The organism is Helicobacter pylori, assembly GCF_015904775.1.
Classification (GTDB): Bacteria; Campylobacterota; Campylobacteria; order Campylobacterales; family Helicobacteraceae; genus Helicobacter; species Helicobacter pylori_DM.
Genome location: NZ_JADZNC010000007.1, coordinates 1 through 15,600, shown reverse-complemented (window position 1 = coordinate 15,600; position 15,600 = coordinate 1). Strand labels below are relative to the sequence as shown.

Here is a 15,600-nt window from a genome sequence, read left to right as displayed (position 1 = left end):
GGGGATTGATGAAAACTATTATAAGATATGCTAGTTTATGGGGCTTGTGTGCAGTTTTAACTCTAGCCCAAGCCCCCTCTAAAACCCCAGATGAAATCAAGCAAATCCTTAACAATTATAGCCACAAGAATTTAAAACTCATTGATCCGCCGACAAGTTCTTTAGAAGCAACACCGAGTTTTTTATCCTCGCCTAAAGAAACAGCGACCACTATCAATCAAGAGATTGCTAAATACCATGAAAAAAGCGATAAAGCCGCTTTGGGGCTTTATGAATTGCTAAAGGGGGCTACCTCTAATCTCAGTTTGCAAGCGCAAGAACTCAGTGTCAAGCAAGCGATGAAGAACCACACCATCGCCAAAGCGATGTTTTTGCCTACTTTGAATGCGAGTTATAATTTTAAAAATGAAGCTAGGGATACTCCAGAATATAAGCATTATAACACCCAACAACTCCAAGCTCAAGTCACATTGAATGTGTTTAATGGCTTTAGCAATGTGAATAATGTCAAAGAAAAGTCTGCGACTTACCGATCCACTGTGGCTAATTTAGAGTATAGCCGCCAAAGCGTGTATTTGCAAGTGGTGCAACAATATTATGAGTATTTTAATAATTTAGCTCGCATGATCGCTTTGCAAAAGAAATTAGAGCAAATCAAAACGGACATTAAAAGGGTTACCAAGCTCTATGACAAAGGGCTGACCACGATTGATGATTTGCAAAGCTTAAAAGCGCAAGGGAATTTGAGCGAATACGATATTTTGGACATGCAATTTGCTTTGGAGCAAAACCGCTTGACTTTAGAATACCTCACTAACCTCAGCGTGAAAAATTTGAAAAAGACTACGATCGATGCGCCTAATTTGCAATTGAGAGAAAGGCAGGATTTGGTTTCTTTAAGGGAGCAGATTTCTGCACTCAGATACCAAAACAAGCAACTCAACTATTACCCCAAGATAGATGTGTTTGACTCATGGCTTTTTTGGATCCAAAAACCCGCTTATGCCACAGGGCGTTTTGGGAATTTCTACCCCGGTCAGCAAAATACGGCTGGGGTTACTGCGACTTTGAATATTTTTGATGATATAGGCTTGAGCTTGCAAAAACAATCCATCATGCTAGGCCAATTAGCGAATGAAAAGAATTTAGCGTATAAAAAATTGGAGCAAGAAAAAGACGAACAGCTTTATAGAAAATCGCTTGATATTGCCAGAGCCAAGATTGAATCTTCCAAGGCTAGTTTGGATGCGGCCAATCTTTCTTTTGCCAATATTAAAAGGAAATACGACGCTAATTTAGTGGATTTCACCACCTATTTAAGGGGCTTAACCACGCGCTTTGATGCAGAAGTGGCTTACAATTTAGCGCTCAACAATTATGAAGTGCAAAAAGCCAATTACATTTTCAACAGCGGGCATAAAATAGACGACTATGTGCATTAAGGGATAAAAATGATACGAAAAATTTTAATAGGACTTTTTTTGAGTCTTTTGAGTTTGGAAGCTAGCGAGAAAGTGTATGCGATTTTCAATGTGAAAGCGGTGCAAGACTCCAAACTCACTCTGGATAGCACAGGGATTGTGGATAGCATTAAGGTTACTGAGGGGAGCGTGGTCAAAAAGGGCGATGTTTTGTTGCTTTTGTATAATCAAGACAAACAGGCTCAAAGCGATTCTACCGAGCAACAACTCATTTTCGCTAAAAAGCAATACCAACGATACAGCAAAATTGGGGGTGCTGTGGATAAAAACACTCTAGAGGGTTATGAGTTCACTTACAGGCGCTTGGAGTCTGATTACGCTTATTCTATTGCGGTATTGAATAAAACCATTTTAAGAGCCCCTTTTGATGGCGTAATAGCGAGTAAAAACATTCAAGTGGGCGAAGGGGTGAGTGCGAATAACACGGTGTTATTGAGACTAGTCAGCCATGCTAGGAAATTGGTTATTGAATTTGATTCTAAATATATTAATGCGGTCAAAGTGGGGGATACTTACACTTATTCTATAGATGGTGATTCTAATCAGCATGAAGCTAAAATCACTAAGATTTACCCCACGGTTGATGAAAACACCAGGAAAGTGAGCGCTGAAGCCCTTTTGTCTAAGCCTATGGCAGTGGGGCTTTTTGGCGATGGGTTTATCCAAACGAAATAATAGGATATTTTGATGTATAAAACAGCGATTAATCGTCCTATTACGACTTTGATGTTTGCTTTGGCGATTGTCTTTTTTGGGACTATGGGTTTTAAAAAATTGAGCGTGGCGCTTTTCCCTAAAATTGATCTGCCTACAGTGGTGGTTACTACGACTTATCCTGGGGCTAGCGCTGAAATCATAGAGAGTAAGGTAACCGATAAGATTGAAGAAGTGGTGATGGGGATTGATGGGATCAAAAAGGTTACTTCCACGAGTTCTAAAAATGTGAGTATCGTCGTCATTGAATTTGAATTAGAAAAGCCTAATGAAGAAGCCTTAAACGATGTGGTGAATAAAATTTCTTCGGTGCGTTTTGATGACTCCAACATTAAAAAACCCTCTATCAATAAATTTGATACCGACAGCCAAGCCATTATTTCGTTATTCGTGAGCAGTTCGAGCGTGCCGGCTACAACCCTTAATGATTACGCTAAAAACACCATCAAACCCATGCTCCAAAAAATCAATGGGGTAGGGGGCGTGCAGCTCAACGGCTTTAGGGAGCGCCAGATTAGGATTTATGCAGATCCCACTTTGATGAATAAATACAATCTCACTTATGCGGATCTTTTCAGCACGCTTAAAGCGGAGAATGTGGAAATTGATGGGGGGCGCATTGTCAATAGCCAAAGGGAATTGTCTATTTTAATTAATGCGAATAGTTATAGCGTTGCGGATGTAGAAAAGATTCAAGTGGGCAATCATGTGCGTCTTGGCGATATTGCAAAAATTGAAATCGGTTTGGAAGAAGACAACACTTTTGCGAGCTTTAAAGACAAACCCGGTGTGATTTTAGAAATCCAAAAGATTGCCGGAGCGAATGAAATTGAAATCGTGGATAGGGTGTATGAAGCGTTAAAACACATTCAAGCCATTAGCCCTAGTTATGAAATCAGACCCTTTTTAGACACCACGAGCTATATCCGCACCTCTATTGAAGACGTGAAATTTGACTTGATTTTAGGAGCGATTTTAGCGGTTTTAGTGGTGTTTGCGTTCTTGCGTAACGGCACGATCACCCTTGTTTCAGCGATCTCTATCCCTATTTCTATCATGGGGACTTTTGCGCTCATCCAATGGATGGGCTTTTCATTAAACATGCTCACCATGGTGGCTTTAACGCTAGCGATAGGGATTATCATTGATGATGCGATCGTGGTGATTGAAAACATCCATAAAAAGCTAGAAATGGGCATGAGTAAACGAAAAGCGAGCTATGAGGGGGTGAGGGAAATTGGCTTTGCTCTAGTGGCGATTTCGGCGATGCTGCTCTCTGTGTTTGTGCCTATAGGGAACATGAAAGGCATTATCGGGCGCTTTTTCCAAAGCTTTGGGATCACAGTGGCTTTAGCGATCGCTCTATCGTATGTGGTGGTCGTTACGATTATTCCTATGGTAAGCTCAGTCGTGGTCAATCCCAGGCATTCTCGTTTTTATGTGTGGAGTGAGCCTTTTTTTAAGGCTTTAGAGTCTCGTTATACCAAATTGCTCCAATGGGTATTAAACCACAAGCTTATTATCTTTATAGCAGTGGTTTTAGTGTTTGTGGGTTCGCTTTTTGTGGCTTCTAAACTCGGCATGGAGTTCATGCTGAAAGAAGATAGGGGGAGGTTTTTAGTGTGGCTTAAGGCTAAACCGGGCGTGAGTATAGATTACATGACACAAAAGAGTAAGATCTTTCAAAAAGCGATTGAAAAACATGCTGAAGTGGAATTTACCACCCTGCAAGTGGGTTATGGCACCACGCAAAACCCTTTTAAGGCTAAGATTTTTGTGCAGCTCAAGCCTTTAAAAGAGCGCAAAAAAGAGCATCAATTGGGGCAATTTGAGTTGATGAGCGCTTTAAGGAAAGAGTTGAGAAGCTTGCCTGAAGCTAAAGGTTTAGATACTATTAATCTTTCTGAAGTTACTCTTATAGGGGGCGGTGGGGATAGTTCGCCCTTTCAAACCTTCGTATTCTCCCATTCTCAAGAAGCGGTGGATAAAAGCGTGGCGAATTTGAAAAAATTCTTATTGGAAAGCCCTGAGCTAAAAGGCAAGATTGAAGGCTATCATACAAGCACGAGCGAATCGCAACCGCAATTGCAACTCAAAATTTTAAGACAAAACGCCAACAAATACGGCGTGAGCGCTCAAACCATCGGTTCAGTGGTGAGCTCTGCTTTCTCTGGGACTTCTCAAGCGAGCGTGTTCAAAGAAGATGGCAAAGAATACGACATGATCATTAGAGTGCCTGATGACAAGCGCGTTTCTGTAGAAGACATCAAACGCTTGCAAGTGCACAACAAATTCGATAAATTGATGTTTTTAGACGCTTTAGTGGAAATCACAGAAACTAAAAGTCCGTCCAGTATTTCTCGTTATAACCGCCAACGCAGCGTTACGGTGCTCGCTCAACCTAAAGCGGGTATCTCTTTAGGGGAAATTTTAACGCAAGTGAGTAAAAACACTAAAGAATGGCTGGTTGAAGGGGCGAATTACAGATTTACCGGTGAAGCGGATAACGCTAAAGAGACTAATGGGGAGTTTTTAGTCGCTTTAGCGACAGCGTTTGTGTTGATTTATATGATTTTAGCGGCGTTGTATGAATCCATTTTAGAGCCTTTTATCATCATGGTTACCATGCCTTTAAGCTTTTCAGGGGCGTTTTTTGCTCTGGGTTTAGTGCATCAGCCTTTGAGCATGTTCTCTATGATAGGATTGATCTTGCTCATTGGTATGGTGGGTAAAAACGCCACGCTTTTAATTGATGTGGCGAATGAAGAGCGTAAAAAAGGTTTGAATATCCAAGAAGCCATTTTATTTGCCGGCAAAACCCGTCTAAGACCGATTTTAATGACGACCATTGCGATGGTTTGTGGCATGCTACCTTTAGCGTTGGCGAGTGGGGATGGAGCGGCGATGAAATCCCCTATAGGGATTGCGATGAGTGGGGGCTTAATGATTTCTATGGTGTTAAGCTTGCTCATTGTGCCGGTGTTTTATCGTTTACTCGCTCCCATAGACGATAAAATCAAGCGGTTTTATCAAAACCAAAAAGCTTTAGAATGAAAAAGATTGTTTTCATTTTGGCTCTATGGGTGGGCTTGTTAGGGGCGTTTGAGCCTAAAAAAAGTCATATTTATTTTGGGGCTATGGTGGGTTTAGCTCCTATTAAAATAACCCCCAAACCGGCTAGTGATTCTTCTTATACGGCTTTTTTATGGGGGGCTAAAGGGGGGTATCAATTCGCTTTTTTTAAAGATCTAGCGTTAAGGGGTGAATTTTCCTACCTTATGGCGATAAAACCCACCGCATTCCACACGATTAACACTTCTTTATTGAGTTTAAATATGGACGTGTTGAGCGATTTTTACACTTACAAAAAATACAGCTTTGGGGTGTATGGGGGGCTTGGGATAGGGTATTTTTATCAAAGCAACCATTTAGGCATGAAAAATAGTTCGTTTATGGGGTATAACGGGCTAATCAATGTAGGGCTTGGCAGCACGATCGCTCATTACCACCGCATAGAGCTTGGGGCTAAAATCCCTTTTTCAAAAACCAGAAATTCTTTTAAAAATTCTTATTTTTTAGAGAGCGTTTTTATCCATGCGGCTTATAGTTATATGTTTTAAGAGAGGTATATTATAGAAAGTAACTGACTGATGGGTTTTATAATGAGATTGGTTACTAACATGTAAAAGGAGTTGTTTTGTTTTCTTTTAATTGATAAAATGATCTTTTTATTGTAGATAGTGTTAAGAAATGTAATTATATAATAGAAAGGGTTCAAAATATGACTTATAGAAATAGCAAAATAGATTTAAAGAATGAACGCTTTAGTAAAAACCGATCTTTTAAGGGCATTAAAAAGAAAATCGCTAAAAAATACACAATCAAAAACTCGCCTTTGATAATTTATTCCTTAAAAACGCATTTAAATCCTTCTCTATCCATTAATAAAAAAATCTTCTTAGGGCTTGGGTTTGTTTCGGCTTTGAGCGCTCAAAGTGAAGATTATAATAGTTCGGTGTATTGGCTCAATAGCGTGAATGAAAATCACAGCAACAAATCCTACTATATCAGCCCTTTACGCACTTGGGCTGGGGGGAATAGGAGTTTTACGCAAAATTATAACAATAGTCAGTTATACATAGGGACAAAAAACGCTTCCGCAACGCCCAATCATTCTTCTATATGGTTTGGGGAAAAGGGCTATGTAGGTTTTATTACGGGGGTTTTTAAGGCTAAAGACATTTTTATCACAGGGGCTGTTGGCTCAGGTAATGAGTGGAAAACCGGTGGAGGCGCGATACTGGTTTTTGAAAGCTCAAACGAATTAAACGCTAATGGGGCTTATTTTCAAAATAATAGAGCTGGGACACAAACTTCTTGGATCAATTTGATTTCCAATCATAGCGTGAATTTGACAAACACAGATTTTGGCAACCAAACCCCTAATGGAGGCTTTAATGCTATGGGGCGAAAGATTACTTATAATGGTGGGAGCGTCAATGGCGGGAATTTTGGCTTTGATAACGTGGATAGCAATGGCGCAACCACCATTAGCGGGGTAACTTTCAACAATAATGGTGCACTCACTTATAAGGGTGGGAATGGTATTGGGGGGAGCATCACTTTCACTAACTCTAATATCAATCATTACAAGCTCAATCTTAACGCTAATAGCGTTACCTTTAATAACAGCACTCTAGGGAGCATGCCTAATGGCAACGCTAACACCGTAGGGAATGCCTACATTCTTAATGCAAATAATATTACTTTTAATAATTTGACCTTTAATGGGGGTTGGTTCGTTTTTGATAGAACTAACGCTAATGTTAATTTTCAAGGCACAACCACGATCAATAACCCCACTTCACCCTTTGTCAATATGACCGGTAAGGTGAATATTAACGCTAATGCGATTTTTAATATTCAAAATTACACGCCTAGCATAGGGAGCGCTTACACGCTTTTTAGCATGAAAAATGGCTCTATCGCTTATAATGATGTCAGCAACTTATGGAATATCATCAGGCTTAAAAACACGCAAGCCACAAAGGACGCTGATAAAAATCATACAAGCTCAAATAACAACACCCACACTTACTATGTAACCTACAATTTAGGCGGCACGCTCTATCATTTCAGACAAATTTTTAGCCCTGATTCTATTGTTTTACAATCCGTCTATTATGGCGCGAACAATATCTATTACACCAATAGCGTGAATATCCATGACAATGTTTTTAATTTAAAAGACATTAAAGACAATAGAGACGATACGATTTTTTATCTTAACGGCTTGAACACTTGGAATTACACTAATGCGAAATTCACTCAAACTTATGGCGGGAAAAACAGCGCTTTAGTCTTTAACGCCACGACCCCTTGGGCTAATGGCAGTATCCCTAAATCTAACAGCACGGTGCGTTTTGGGGGGTATGAGGGAGTCAATTGGGGGAAAACGGGCTATATCACCGGCACTTTCACAGCCGATAGGGTTTATATCACCGGTAACATGATGTCTGGTAATGGCGCTCAAACCGGTGGGGGGGCGACTTTGAATTTTGTGGGTGCGACTGAAGTTAATATCGCTGGGGCTGATTTTAAAAACTTAAAAACCACTTCGCAAAACTCTTACATGACTTTTATGGCGTTAGGGAATGGCTCTAGTAGCGGTAAGATCAATGTCTCTCAGTCTGATTTTTACGATTGGACGGGTGGGGGGTATGATTTTACCGGTAATGGCGTTTTTGATAGCGTGAATTTCAACAAGGCTTATTACAAATTTCAAGGCGCTGAAAATTCTTACAATTTTAAAAACACGAATTTTTTAGCAGGGAATTTCAAATTCCAGGGCAAGACCACCATTGAAAAATCCGTTTTAAGCGACGCTTCTTACACTTTTGATGGCGCAAATAACACCTTTAATGAAAACAAGTTTAATGGCGGATCGTTTAGTTTCAACGCCAAACAAGTGGATTTTAATCATAACTCGTTCAATGGGGGCGTGTTTAATTTCAATAATACCCCTAAAGTCAGTTTCACTGGTGACACTTTTAATGTGAATAACCAATTTAAAATAAATGGCGCTCAAACAACTTTTACTTTCAATAAGGGCGTTGTTTTCAACATGCAAGGGCTTTTGAGCAGTTTAAGCGTAGGCACGACTTATCAATTGCTTAACGCTAAAAGCGTGGATTATAAGGATAATAACGCTTTGTATCAAATGCTGCGCTGGATTAGTGGGGAAAACCCTAGCGGCACGCTAGTAAATAAGGATCAATCCACGCCAAACAATACTAAAATTTATAATGTCCATTTCACTGATAACGGCTTGACTTACTACATTAAAGAAAATTTTAATAACGGGATCACGCTCACTCGTTTATGCACTCTAGGTTATACGCATTGCGTGAATATCCATAATGAGGTATTTCATCTTAAAAATATCAATAATAACGCCAGTAACACCGTGTTCTATCTCAACGGCATGACGACTTGGAAGATCGCTGGCACAGGCGTTTTCACGCAAGATTATAGCGGTGCTAACAGCGTTTTAGTGTTCAACCAAACCACCCCTTTTCTTGCTGGAGCGAATCCCACTTCTAATAGCGTGGTGGGTTTTGGGAAAACTTCAGGGGCTGAATGGGGGCTAGTGGGCTATATTCAAGGCACTTTTAGGGCGAGTCAAATTGATATTACCGGCACCATTCGCTCCGGTAATGGTGCCAAAACCGGTGGGGGTGCGACTTTAGTGTTTAACGCTCAAGAGCGTTTGAATATCGCTAACGCTCATTTGAATAACGATAAAGCCGGTTTGCAAAATTCATGGATGAATTTCATTGTTAATAATGGCAACTTGAATGCAACAAACGCAAATTTCAGTAACCAAACCCCGCATGGAGGCTTTAACCTTAAAGCCAATAATATCACTTGGGATAAAGGCTCTGTGAGTGGAGGGGGGAATTTTGGCGTGGATAACGCTAGCCTTAACGGGAAAGCGGTGATTAAGAATGTTAGTTTTAGCGATAACGGCACTTTGATTTATAAGGGGGGCGAAAACAGCACCGGAAATTCCCTAACCTTAGAAAACAATACCTTCAATTCTTATAATATCAACGCCAGAGTGCAAAATCTTATTTTTAATAACAACTCGTTTAATGGCGGTAGCTATTCGTTTAACGACACTAAAAACATTACTTTTAAAGGCACAAACACGCTCATTAACAGCGATCCTTTCAGCCGTCTTCAAGGATCAATCGCTATTGACAATAATAGTGTTTTTAACATTGAAAGGGATCTGACCGATAAAACCACTTACACGCTTTTAAGCGGGAATAACATTAAATATAATAATGAAATTGTGGAGGATAATGTTTTCTCGCAAAATTTATGGAATTTGATCCATTATGGTGGTGAGAGAGGGACTTTATTAAGGGCGGAGAAAAACACTTATTTTGTGCAATTCACCCAAAGCAACGGCCAAAGATTTGTTTTTGAAGAGACTTTTAATCCGGGTTCTATCACCTATAAATATTTCACTATCCATTCTTCATCTTTTCACACAGATAATGATTCTAAGGATATTTGGAGTCAGGTGAGGAAGCAATTTGATTTTGTGCCTGGAAAAACCCCGGTGTGCGTTGGCGTGTGCTATATTGCGCCTTATAAAAATCAAGATCTCATCGGCTCTAGCGCTTTTGCGTGGTCGCTGAACTTTGGGGCTACAGTGGTAGGGACTTTGCTTTTAGGGAGCGCTCAAGAAAAAGCCAATAACAATGGCGGATCGATCTGGTTTGGTAAGAATAATTTGCTATATTTGCATGGCAATTTCAACGCGACTAATATTTTTTTAACGAATAATTTTAATGTCGGCAACCCTAACGCCGGCGGTGGGGCGACGATCAATTTTAACGCTGATGAAACCTTGAACGCTGACGGGTTGAATTACACGAATTTCCAAACCGTGGCTATGGGCTTACAAACCAGCGCGAGCCAGCATTCATGGGCGAATTTTAATTCCAAGCTTTCTATGGAGATTAAAAACTCTAATTTTAGGGATTTCACATGGGGAGGCTTTAATTTTAACTCAGGGCGTATCGCTTTTGAAAACACCACTTTTAGCGGCTGGACCAATATTAACGGAGCGACTGAAAGTGCTTCATCATATGTGAATATGGTTGCAAATACGGATTTGATATTTTCTAATTCCATTTTAGGTGGGGGCATTCGCTATGATTTGAAAGCTAATAACATTATTTTCAATAATTCTCAAATAGTCATTGATGTGTCTAAGAATGTGAATCAGTCATCATTGAATGGGAATGTTACTTTCAATCATTCCAGGCTTTCAGTCAAGCCCAACGCTGCTATTAATATTGGGGATAGCCAAACCCAAACGACTTTAGAAAACGCTTCAAGCCTTTCTTTTTACAACAACAGCGTGGCGAATTTTAACGGCACAACCGCTTTTAACGGGGTGTCTTATTTGAACTTGAACCCTAACGCTCAATTAAGCTTCAATCAAGCGAATTTCAATAACGCTAATGTAACCTTTTATGGCATTCCTTTATTTGGTAAGACGCCTGATTTTGGCAACTCTGCACGCCTGATTAATTTCAAAGGGAATACGAATTTTAATCAAGCGACGCTCAATTTAAGGGCTAAAAATATCCATATCAATTTCCAAGGTGCTTCTATTTTTGAAAATAACTCTACGATGAATTTAGCTGAAGGCTCTCAAGCGAGCTTTAATACGCTTAGCGTAGAAGGGGAAACGAATTTCAACCTCAATAACTCAAGCTTGTTGAATTTCAATGGCAATAGCGTTTTTAACGCTCCTGTGAGTTTTTATGCCAATAATTCTCAAATTTCTTTCACTAAATTAGCGACCTTTAATTCTAATGCCTTGTTTGATTTAGAAAACAACAGCACCCTGAATTTTCAAAGCGTTCTTTTAAATGGCACTCTAAACCTTTTAGGCAATGGCGCTAACGCTCTAGCTATTAATGCAAGCGGGAATTTCAGCTTTGGAACTCAAGGCGTTTTGAATCTGTCTAATGTGAATTTGTTTGATGCAAAAAACAAGCCCTTAGTTTATAATATTTTACAAGCTCAAAATATTCAGGGTTTAATGGGGAATAACGGCTATGAAAAGATCCGTTTTTATGGCATACAGATTGAAAAGGCTGACTACTCGTTCAATAACAGCATTCATTCGTGGAGTTTCACTAACCCACTCAACACGACTGAAACGATTACAGAAACCTTGCATAACAACCGCTTGAAAGTGCAGATCTCTCAAAACGGCGTTTCTAATAATGCGATGTTTAATCTCGCCCCTAGCTTGTATGATTACCAAAAAAACCCTTATGATGAAAGCGAGAATTCCTATAATTACACAAGCGATAAGGCTGGCACTTATTATTTGAGTAGCAATATCAAAGGCTTTAATCAAAACAATGAAACACCCGGGACTTATAACGCGCAAAACCAACCATTACAAGCCTTACACATTTACAATCAGGCTATCACTAAGCAGGATTTAAGCGTTATTGCCAGCTTGGGTAAGGAATTTTTGCCTAAAATGGCTAATCTTATCGCTTCAGGGGATTTGGACAATCTCAATCTCAATAGCCCGAATAGTTTTGAAACTCTTTTTGGTATCTTTGAAAAATATGGTATCACTTTAACTCAAGCAAATTGGAAGAGCTTATTAAAGATTATCAATAATTTTTCCAACACGGCTAATTATCATTTCTCTCAAGGCAATCTCGTGGTAGGGGCGATCAAAGAGGGGCAAACGAACACTAAAAGCGTGGTGTGGTTTGGAGGCGATGGCTATAAAGAGCCATGCGCGGTTGGGGATAACACTTGCCAGATGTTTAGACAGACTAATTTAGGGCAGTTGCTCCATTCTAGCACGCCTTATTTGGGCTACATTAACGCTAATTTTAGGGCTAAAAACATCTACATTACCGGAACTATCGGCAGCGGGAACGCTTGGGGGAGCGGAGGGAGCGCGAATGTGTCTTTTGAAAGCGCGACGAATTTGGTGCTTAATCAAGCCAATATTGACGCTCAAGGGACCGATAAAATCTTTTCTTACTTGGGGAAAGAGGGCATTGATAAGCTTTTTGGGGAAAAGGGCTTGGGGAATATCCTTTCTAACATGGTTTATGAAGAGAGCTTGAATGATAACGCTATCCCTAAAGATTTAGCCAACATGATCCCTAAAGATTTTGGATCTAAAACTTTAAGCTCCTTGCTTGGCCCTGATGAGGTGAGCAGCCTTTTAGGCGTGAGCGCTTTTAAAAACGCGATCATGGAAATTTTAAATTCTAAAACGGTGGGCGATGTTTTTGGCGAAAACGGGCTTTTAAACGCACTAGATCCTATAAAAAGAAAAGAAATTGATCAAATGCTTTTAGAACAAATCCAAGCCCATGCTTCAGGGTTTGAAAAATTCATCGTGAAAACTTTAGGGATTGAAAATGTAGAGAATTTCATCAATAACTGGTATGGCAAGCAAAGTTTGAGTTCTTTTGCCAATAATTTTGTGCCTGGAGGCTTGAATCAAGCCCTTGATAAAATAGGCTCTAACGCTAATTCTAAAGAATTGCAAGGCTTTTTGAAGCAAACGACTTTTGGGGATATTCTCAATCAAATGATCAATCAAGCCCCTTTAATCAATAAGCTCATCTCTTGGCTCGGTCCGCAGGATTTGAGCGTGTTAGTCAATATCGCTTTAAATAGCATCACTAACCCTAGTAAAGAGCTGACTAGCACCATTTCTAGCATAGGTGAAAAAGCGTTAAATGACTTATTAGGCGAAGGCGTAGTGAATAAAATCATGAGCAATCAAGTCCTAGGGCAAATGATCAATAAAATCATCGCTGATAAGGGATTTGGAGGCGTTTATCATCAAGGTTTAGGCTCCATACTGCCTCAATCTTTACAAGATGAATTGAAGAAATTGGGCATGGGCTCTTTACTCAAACCTAAAGGTTTGCACAATCTCTGGCAAAAAGGGAATTTCAATTTTGTGGCTAAAGATTATTTATTTACTAATAACAGCTCGTTTAGTAACGCCACAGGGGGGGAATTGAATTTTGTAGCGGGCAAGTCCATTATTTTTAACGGGAAAAACACGATCAATTTCACGCAATATCAGGGCAGGCTTTCTTTTGTATCTAAAGATTTTTCTAATATTTCATTAGACACCTTAAACGCTACTAATGGTTTAATTCTTAACGCGCCACGAAACGATATTAGCGTTCAAAAAGGTCAAATTTGCGTGAATGTTTTAGATTGCATGGGCGAGAAAAAATCTCATTCTTCAAGCGCGACAGCCCCAACCGATGAAACGCTAGAAGTGAATGCCAATAATTTCGCTTTTTTAGGAACCATTAAAGCTAATGGATTAGTGGATTTTTCAAAAGTCTTGCAAAATACCACGATCGGGACTTTAGATTTAGAGTCAAACGCTACTTTTAAAGCGAATCATTTGATCGTGAATAACGCTTTTAACAATAACTCTAATTACAGGGCTGATATTAGCGGTAATCTCAATGTGGTTAAAGGAGCGGCTCTCAGCACGAATGAAAATGGTTTGAATGTGGGGGGCGATTTCAAGAGCGAAGGGTCATTAATCTTTAATCTTAGCAATAAAACCAATCAAACGATTATTAATGTGACTGGCAATTCTACGATCATGTCTTATAACAATCAAGCTTTAATCCATTTTAACACTCAAAAGCAAGGCACTTACACGCTTATAGACGCTCATCGCATGGTTTATGGCTATGATAACCAAACGATTCTTGGAGGGAGCTTGAGCGATTACCTCAAGCTTTACACCCTCATTGATTTTAACGGCAAACGCATGCAATTAAAGGGCGATTCACTAAGCTATGACAACCAACCGGTCAATATTAAAGATGGGGGTCTTGTGGTGAGCTTTAAAGACAATCAGGGGCAAATGGTGTATTCATCTATCCTTTATGATAAAGTTCAAGTTAGCGTCTCTGATAAACCCATGGATATTCATGCCCCTAGTTTGGAGTATTATGTTAAACACATTCAAGGCAGCACTGGTTTGAATGCGATCAAATCTGCGGGCAATAATTCCATTCTGTGGCTGAATGAGCTTTTTGCGGCTAAGGGGGGTAATCCCTTGTTCGCTCCTTATTATTTGCAAGACACGCCCACCAAACATATTGTGACTTTAATGGAAGATGTGAGCAGCGCTTTAGGCATGCTTTCTAAACCCAATCTTAAAAACAATTCCACCGATGCTTTACAGCTCAACACTTACACGCAACAAATGAGCCGTTTAGCCAAGCTTTCTAATTTCGCTTCCTTTGATTCAACGGATTTTAACGAACGCTTGAGCAGTCTTAAAAACCAAAGATTTGCTGACGCTGTCCCTAACGCGATGGATGTGATTTTAAAATACTCTCAAAGGGATAAATTAAAAAACAACCTTTGGGCGACCGGCGTTGGGGGCGTGAGCTTTGTGGAAAATGGCACAGGAACGCTCTATGGTGTCAATGTGGGCTATGACAGATTCATTAAGGGTGTGATTGTTGGAGGGTATGCGGCTTATGGGTATAGCGGGTTTTATGAACGCATCACTAGTTCTCGATCGAATAATGTGGACATGGGCTTGTATGCGAGAGCCCTCATTAAAAAGAGCGAGCTGACTTTTAGCGTCAATGAAACTTGGGGGGCTAATAAAACCCAAATCAGCTCCAACGACGCTCTGCTTTCTATGATCAATCAGTCCTATAAATACAGCACATGGACGACGAACGCGAGAGTTAATTACGGGTATGATTTCATGTTTAAAAACAAAAGCATCATCTTAAAACCTCAAATTGGTTTAAGGTATTACTATATTGGCATGACCGGTTTAGATGGAGTGATGGATAACGCACTCTATAACCAGTTTAAAGCGAGCGCCGATCCGTCTAAAAAATCCGTTTTAACGATTGATTTTGCTTTTGAGAACCGCCATTATTTTAACACAAACTCTTATTTTTATGCGATTGGCGGCATTGGTAGGGATTTGCTTGTGAGATCTATGGGAGATAAATTGGTGCGTTTCATTGGCAACAACACTTTGAGTTACAGAAAAGGCGAGCTTTACAACACTTTTGCGAGCATCACTACAGGCGGGGAAGTGAGGTTGTTTAAAAGCTTTTATGCGAATGCTGGGGTGGGGGCTAGGTTTGGATTGGATTATAAAATGATCAACATTACCGGGAATATTGGAATGCGTTTAGCGTTTTAAAAGTAGGGGGCTTACCCCTTTTTGAGCCATTAAATAAATCAATGGTGGGATTAAGGATTTAACGCATGCGTTCTTTTGGTGTTAGTAACATGCGATTAGCGCTTAGTAAAAATAAAA

At 39.9% G+C, this 15,600-nt stretch carries 5 protein-coding genes; all 5 read left to right on the top strand.

Annotated elements, in window-relative coordinates; translation table 11 throughout:
• Nucleotides 1–8 precede the first annotated feature (8 nt).
• Entirely contained in the window at nucleotides 9–1,442 is a 1,434-nt protein-coding gene (gene hefA / locus I6852_RS04850; protein WP_197291711.1) for an efflux RND transporter outer membrane subunit HefA, read from the top strand.
• A 9-nt stretch (nucleotides 1,443–1,451) separates the two neighbouring features.
• Nucleotides 1,452–2,156, top strand: coding sequence for an efflux RND transporter periplasmic adaptor subunit HefB (hefB, locus tag I6852_RS04845; protein WP_197291710.1), 705 nt, complete (start codon nucleotides 1,452–1,454; stop codon nucleotides 2,154–2,156).
• A 12-nt stretch (nucleotides 2,157–2,168) separates the two neighbouring features.
• Nucleotides 2,169–5,249: an efflux RND transporter permease subunit HefC gene (gene hefC, locus I6852_RS04840; protein WP_197291709.1), complete on the top strand. Its 3,081-nt coding sequence runs from the start codon at nucleotides 2,169–2,171 to the stop codon at nucleotides 5,247–5,249.
• Nucleotides 5,246–5,815, top strand: a complete 570-nt coding sequence (locus I6852_RS04835) for an outer membrane beta-barrel protein (protein WP_197291708.1) — start codon at nucleotides 5,246–5,248, stop codon at nucleotides 5,813–5,815. Before hefC ends, I6852_RS04835 begins: the two co-directional genes overlap by 4 nt.
• Before the next feature lie 161 nt (nucleotides 5,816–5,976).
• Complete coding sequence (locus I6852_RS04830; RefSeq protein ID WP_197291707.1) at nucleotides 5,977–15,483, top strand: vacuolating cytotoxin domain-containing protein; 9,507 nt, start codon at nucleotides 5,977–5,979, stop codon at nucleotides 15,481–15,483.
• Nucleotides 15,484–15,600 lie beyond the last annotated feature (117 nt).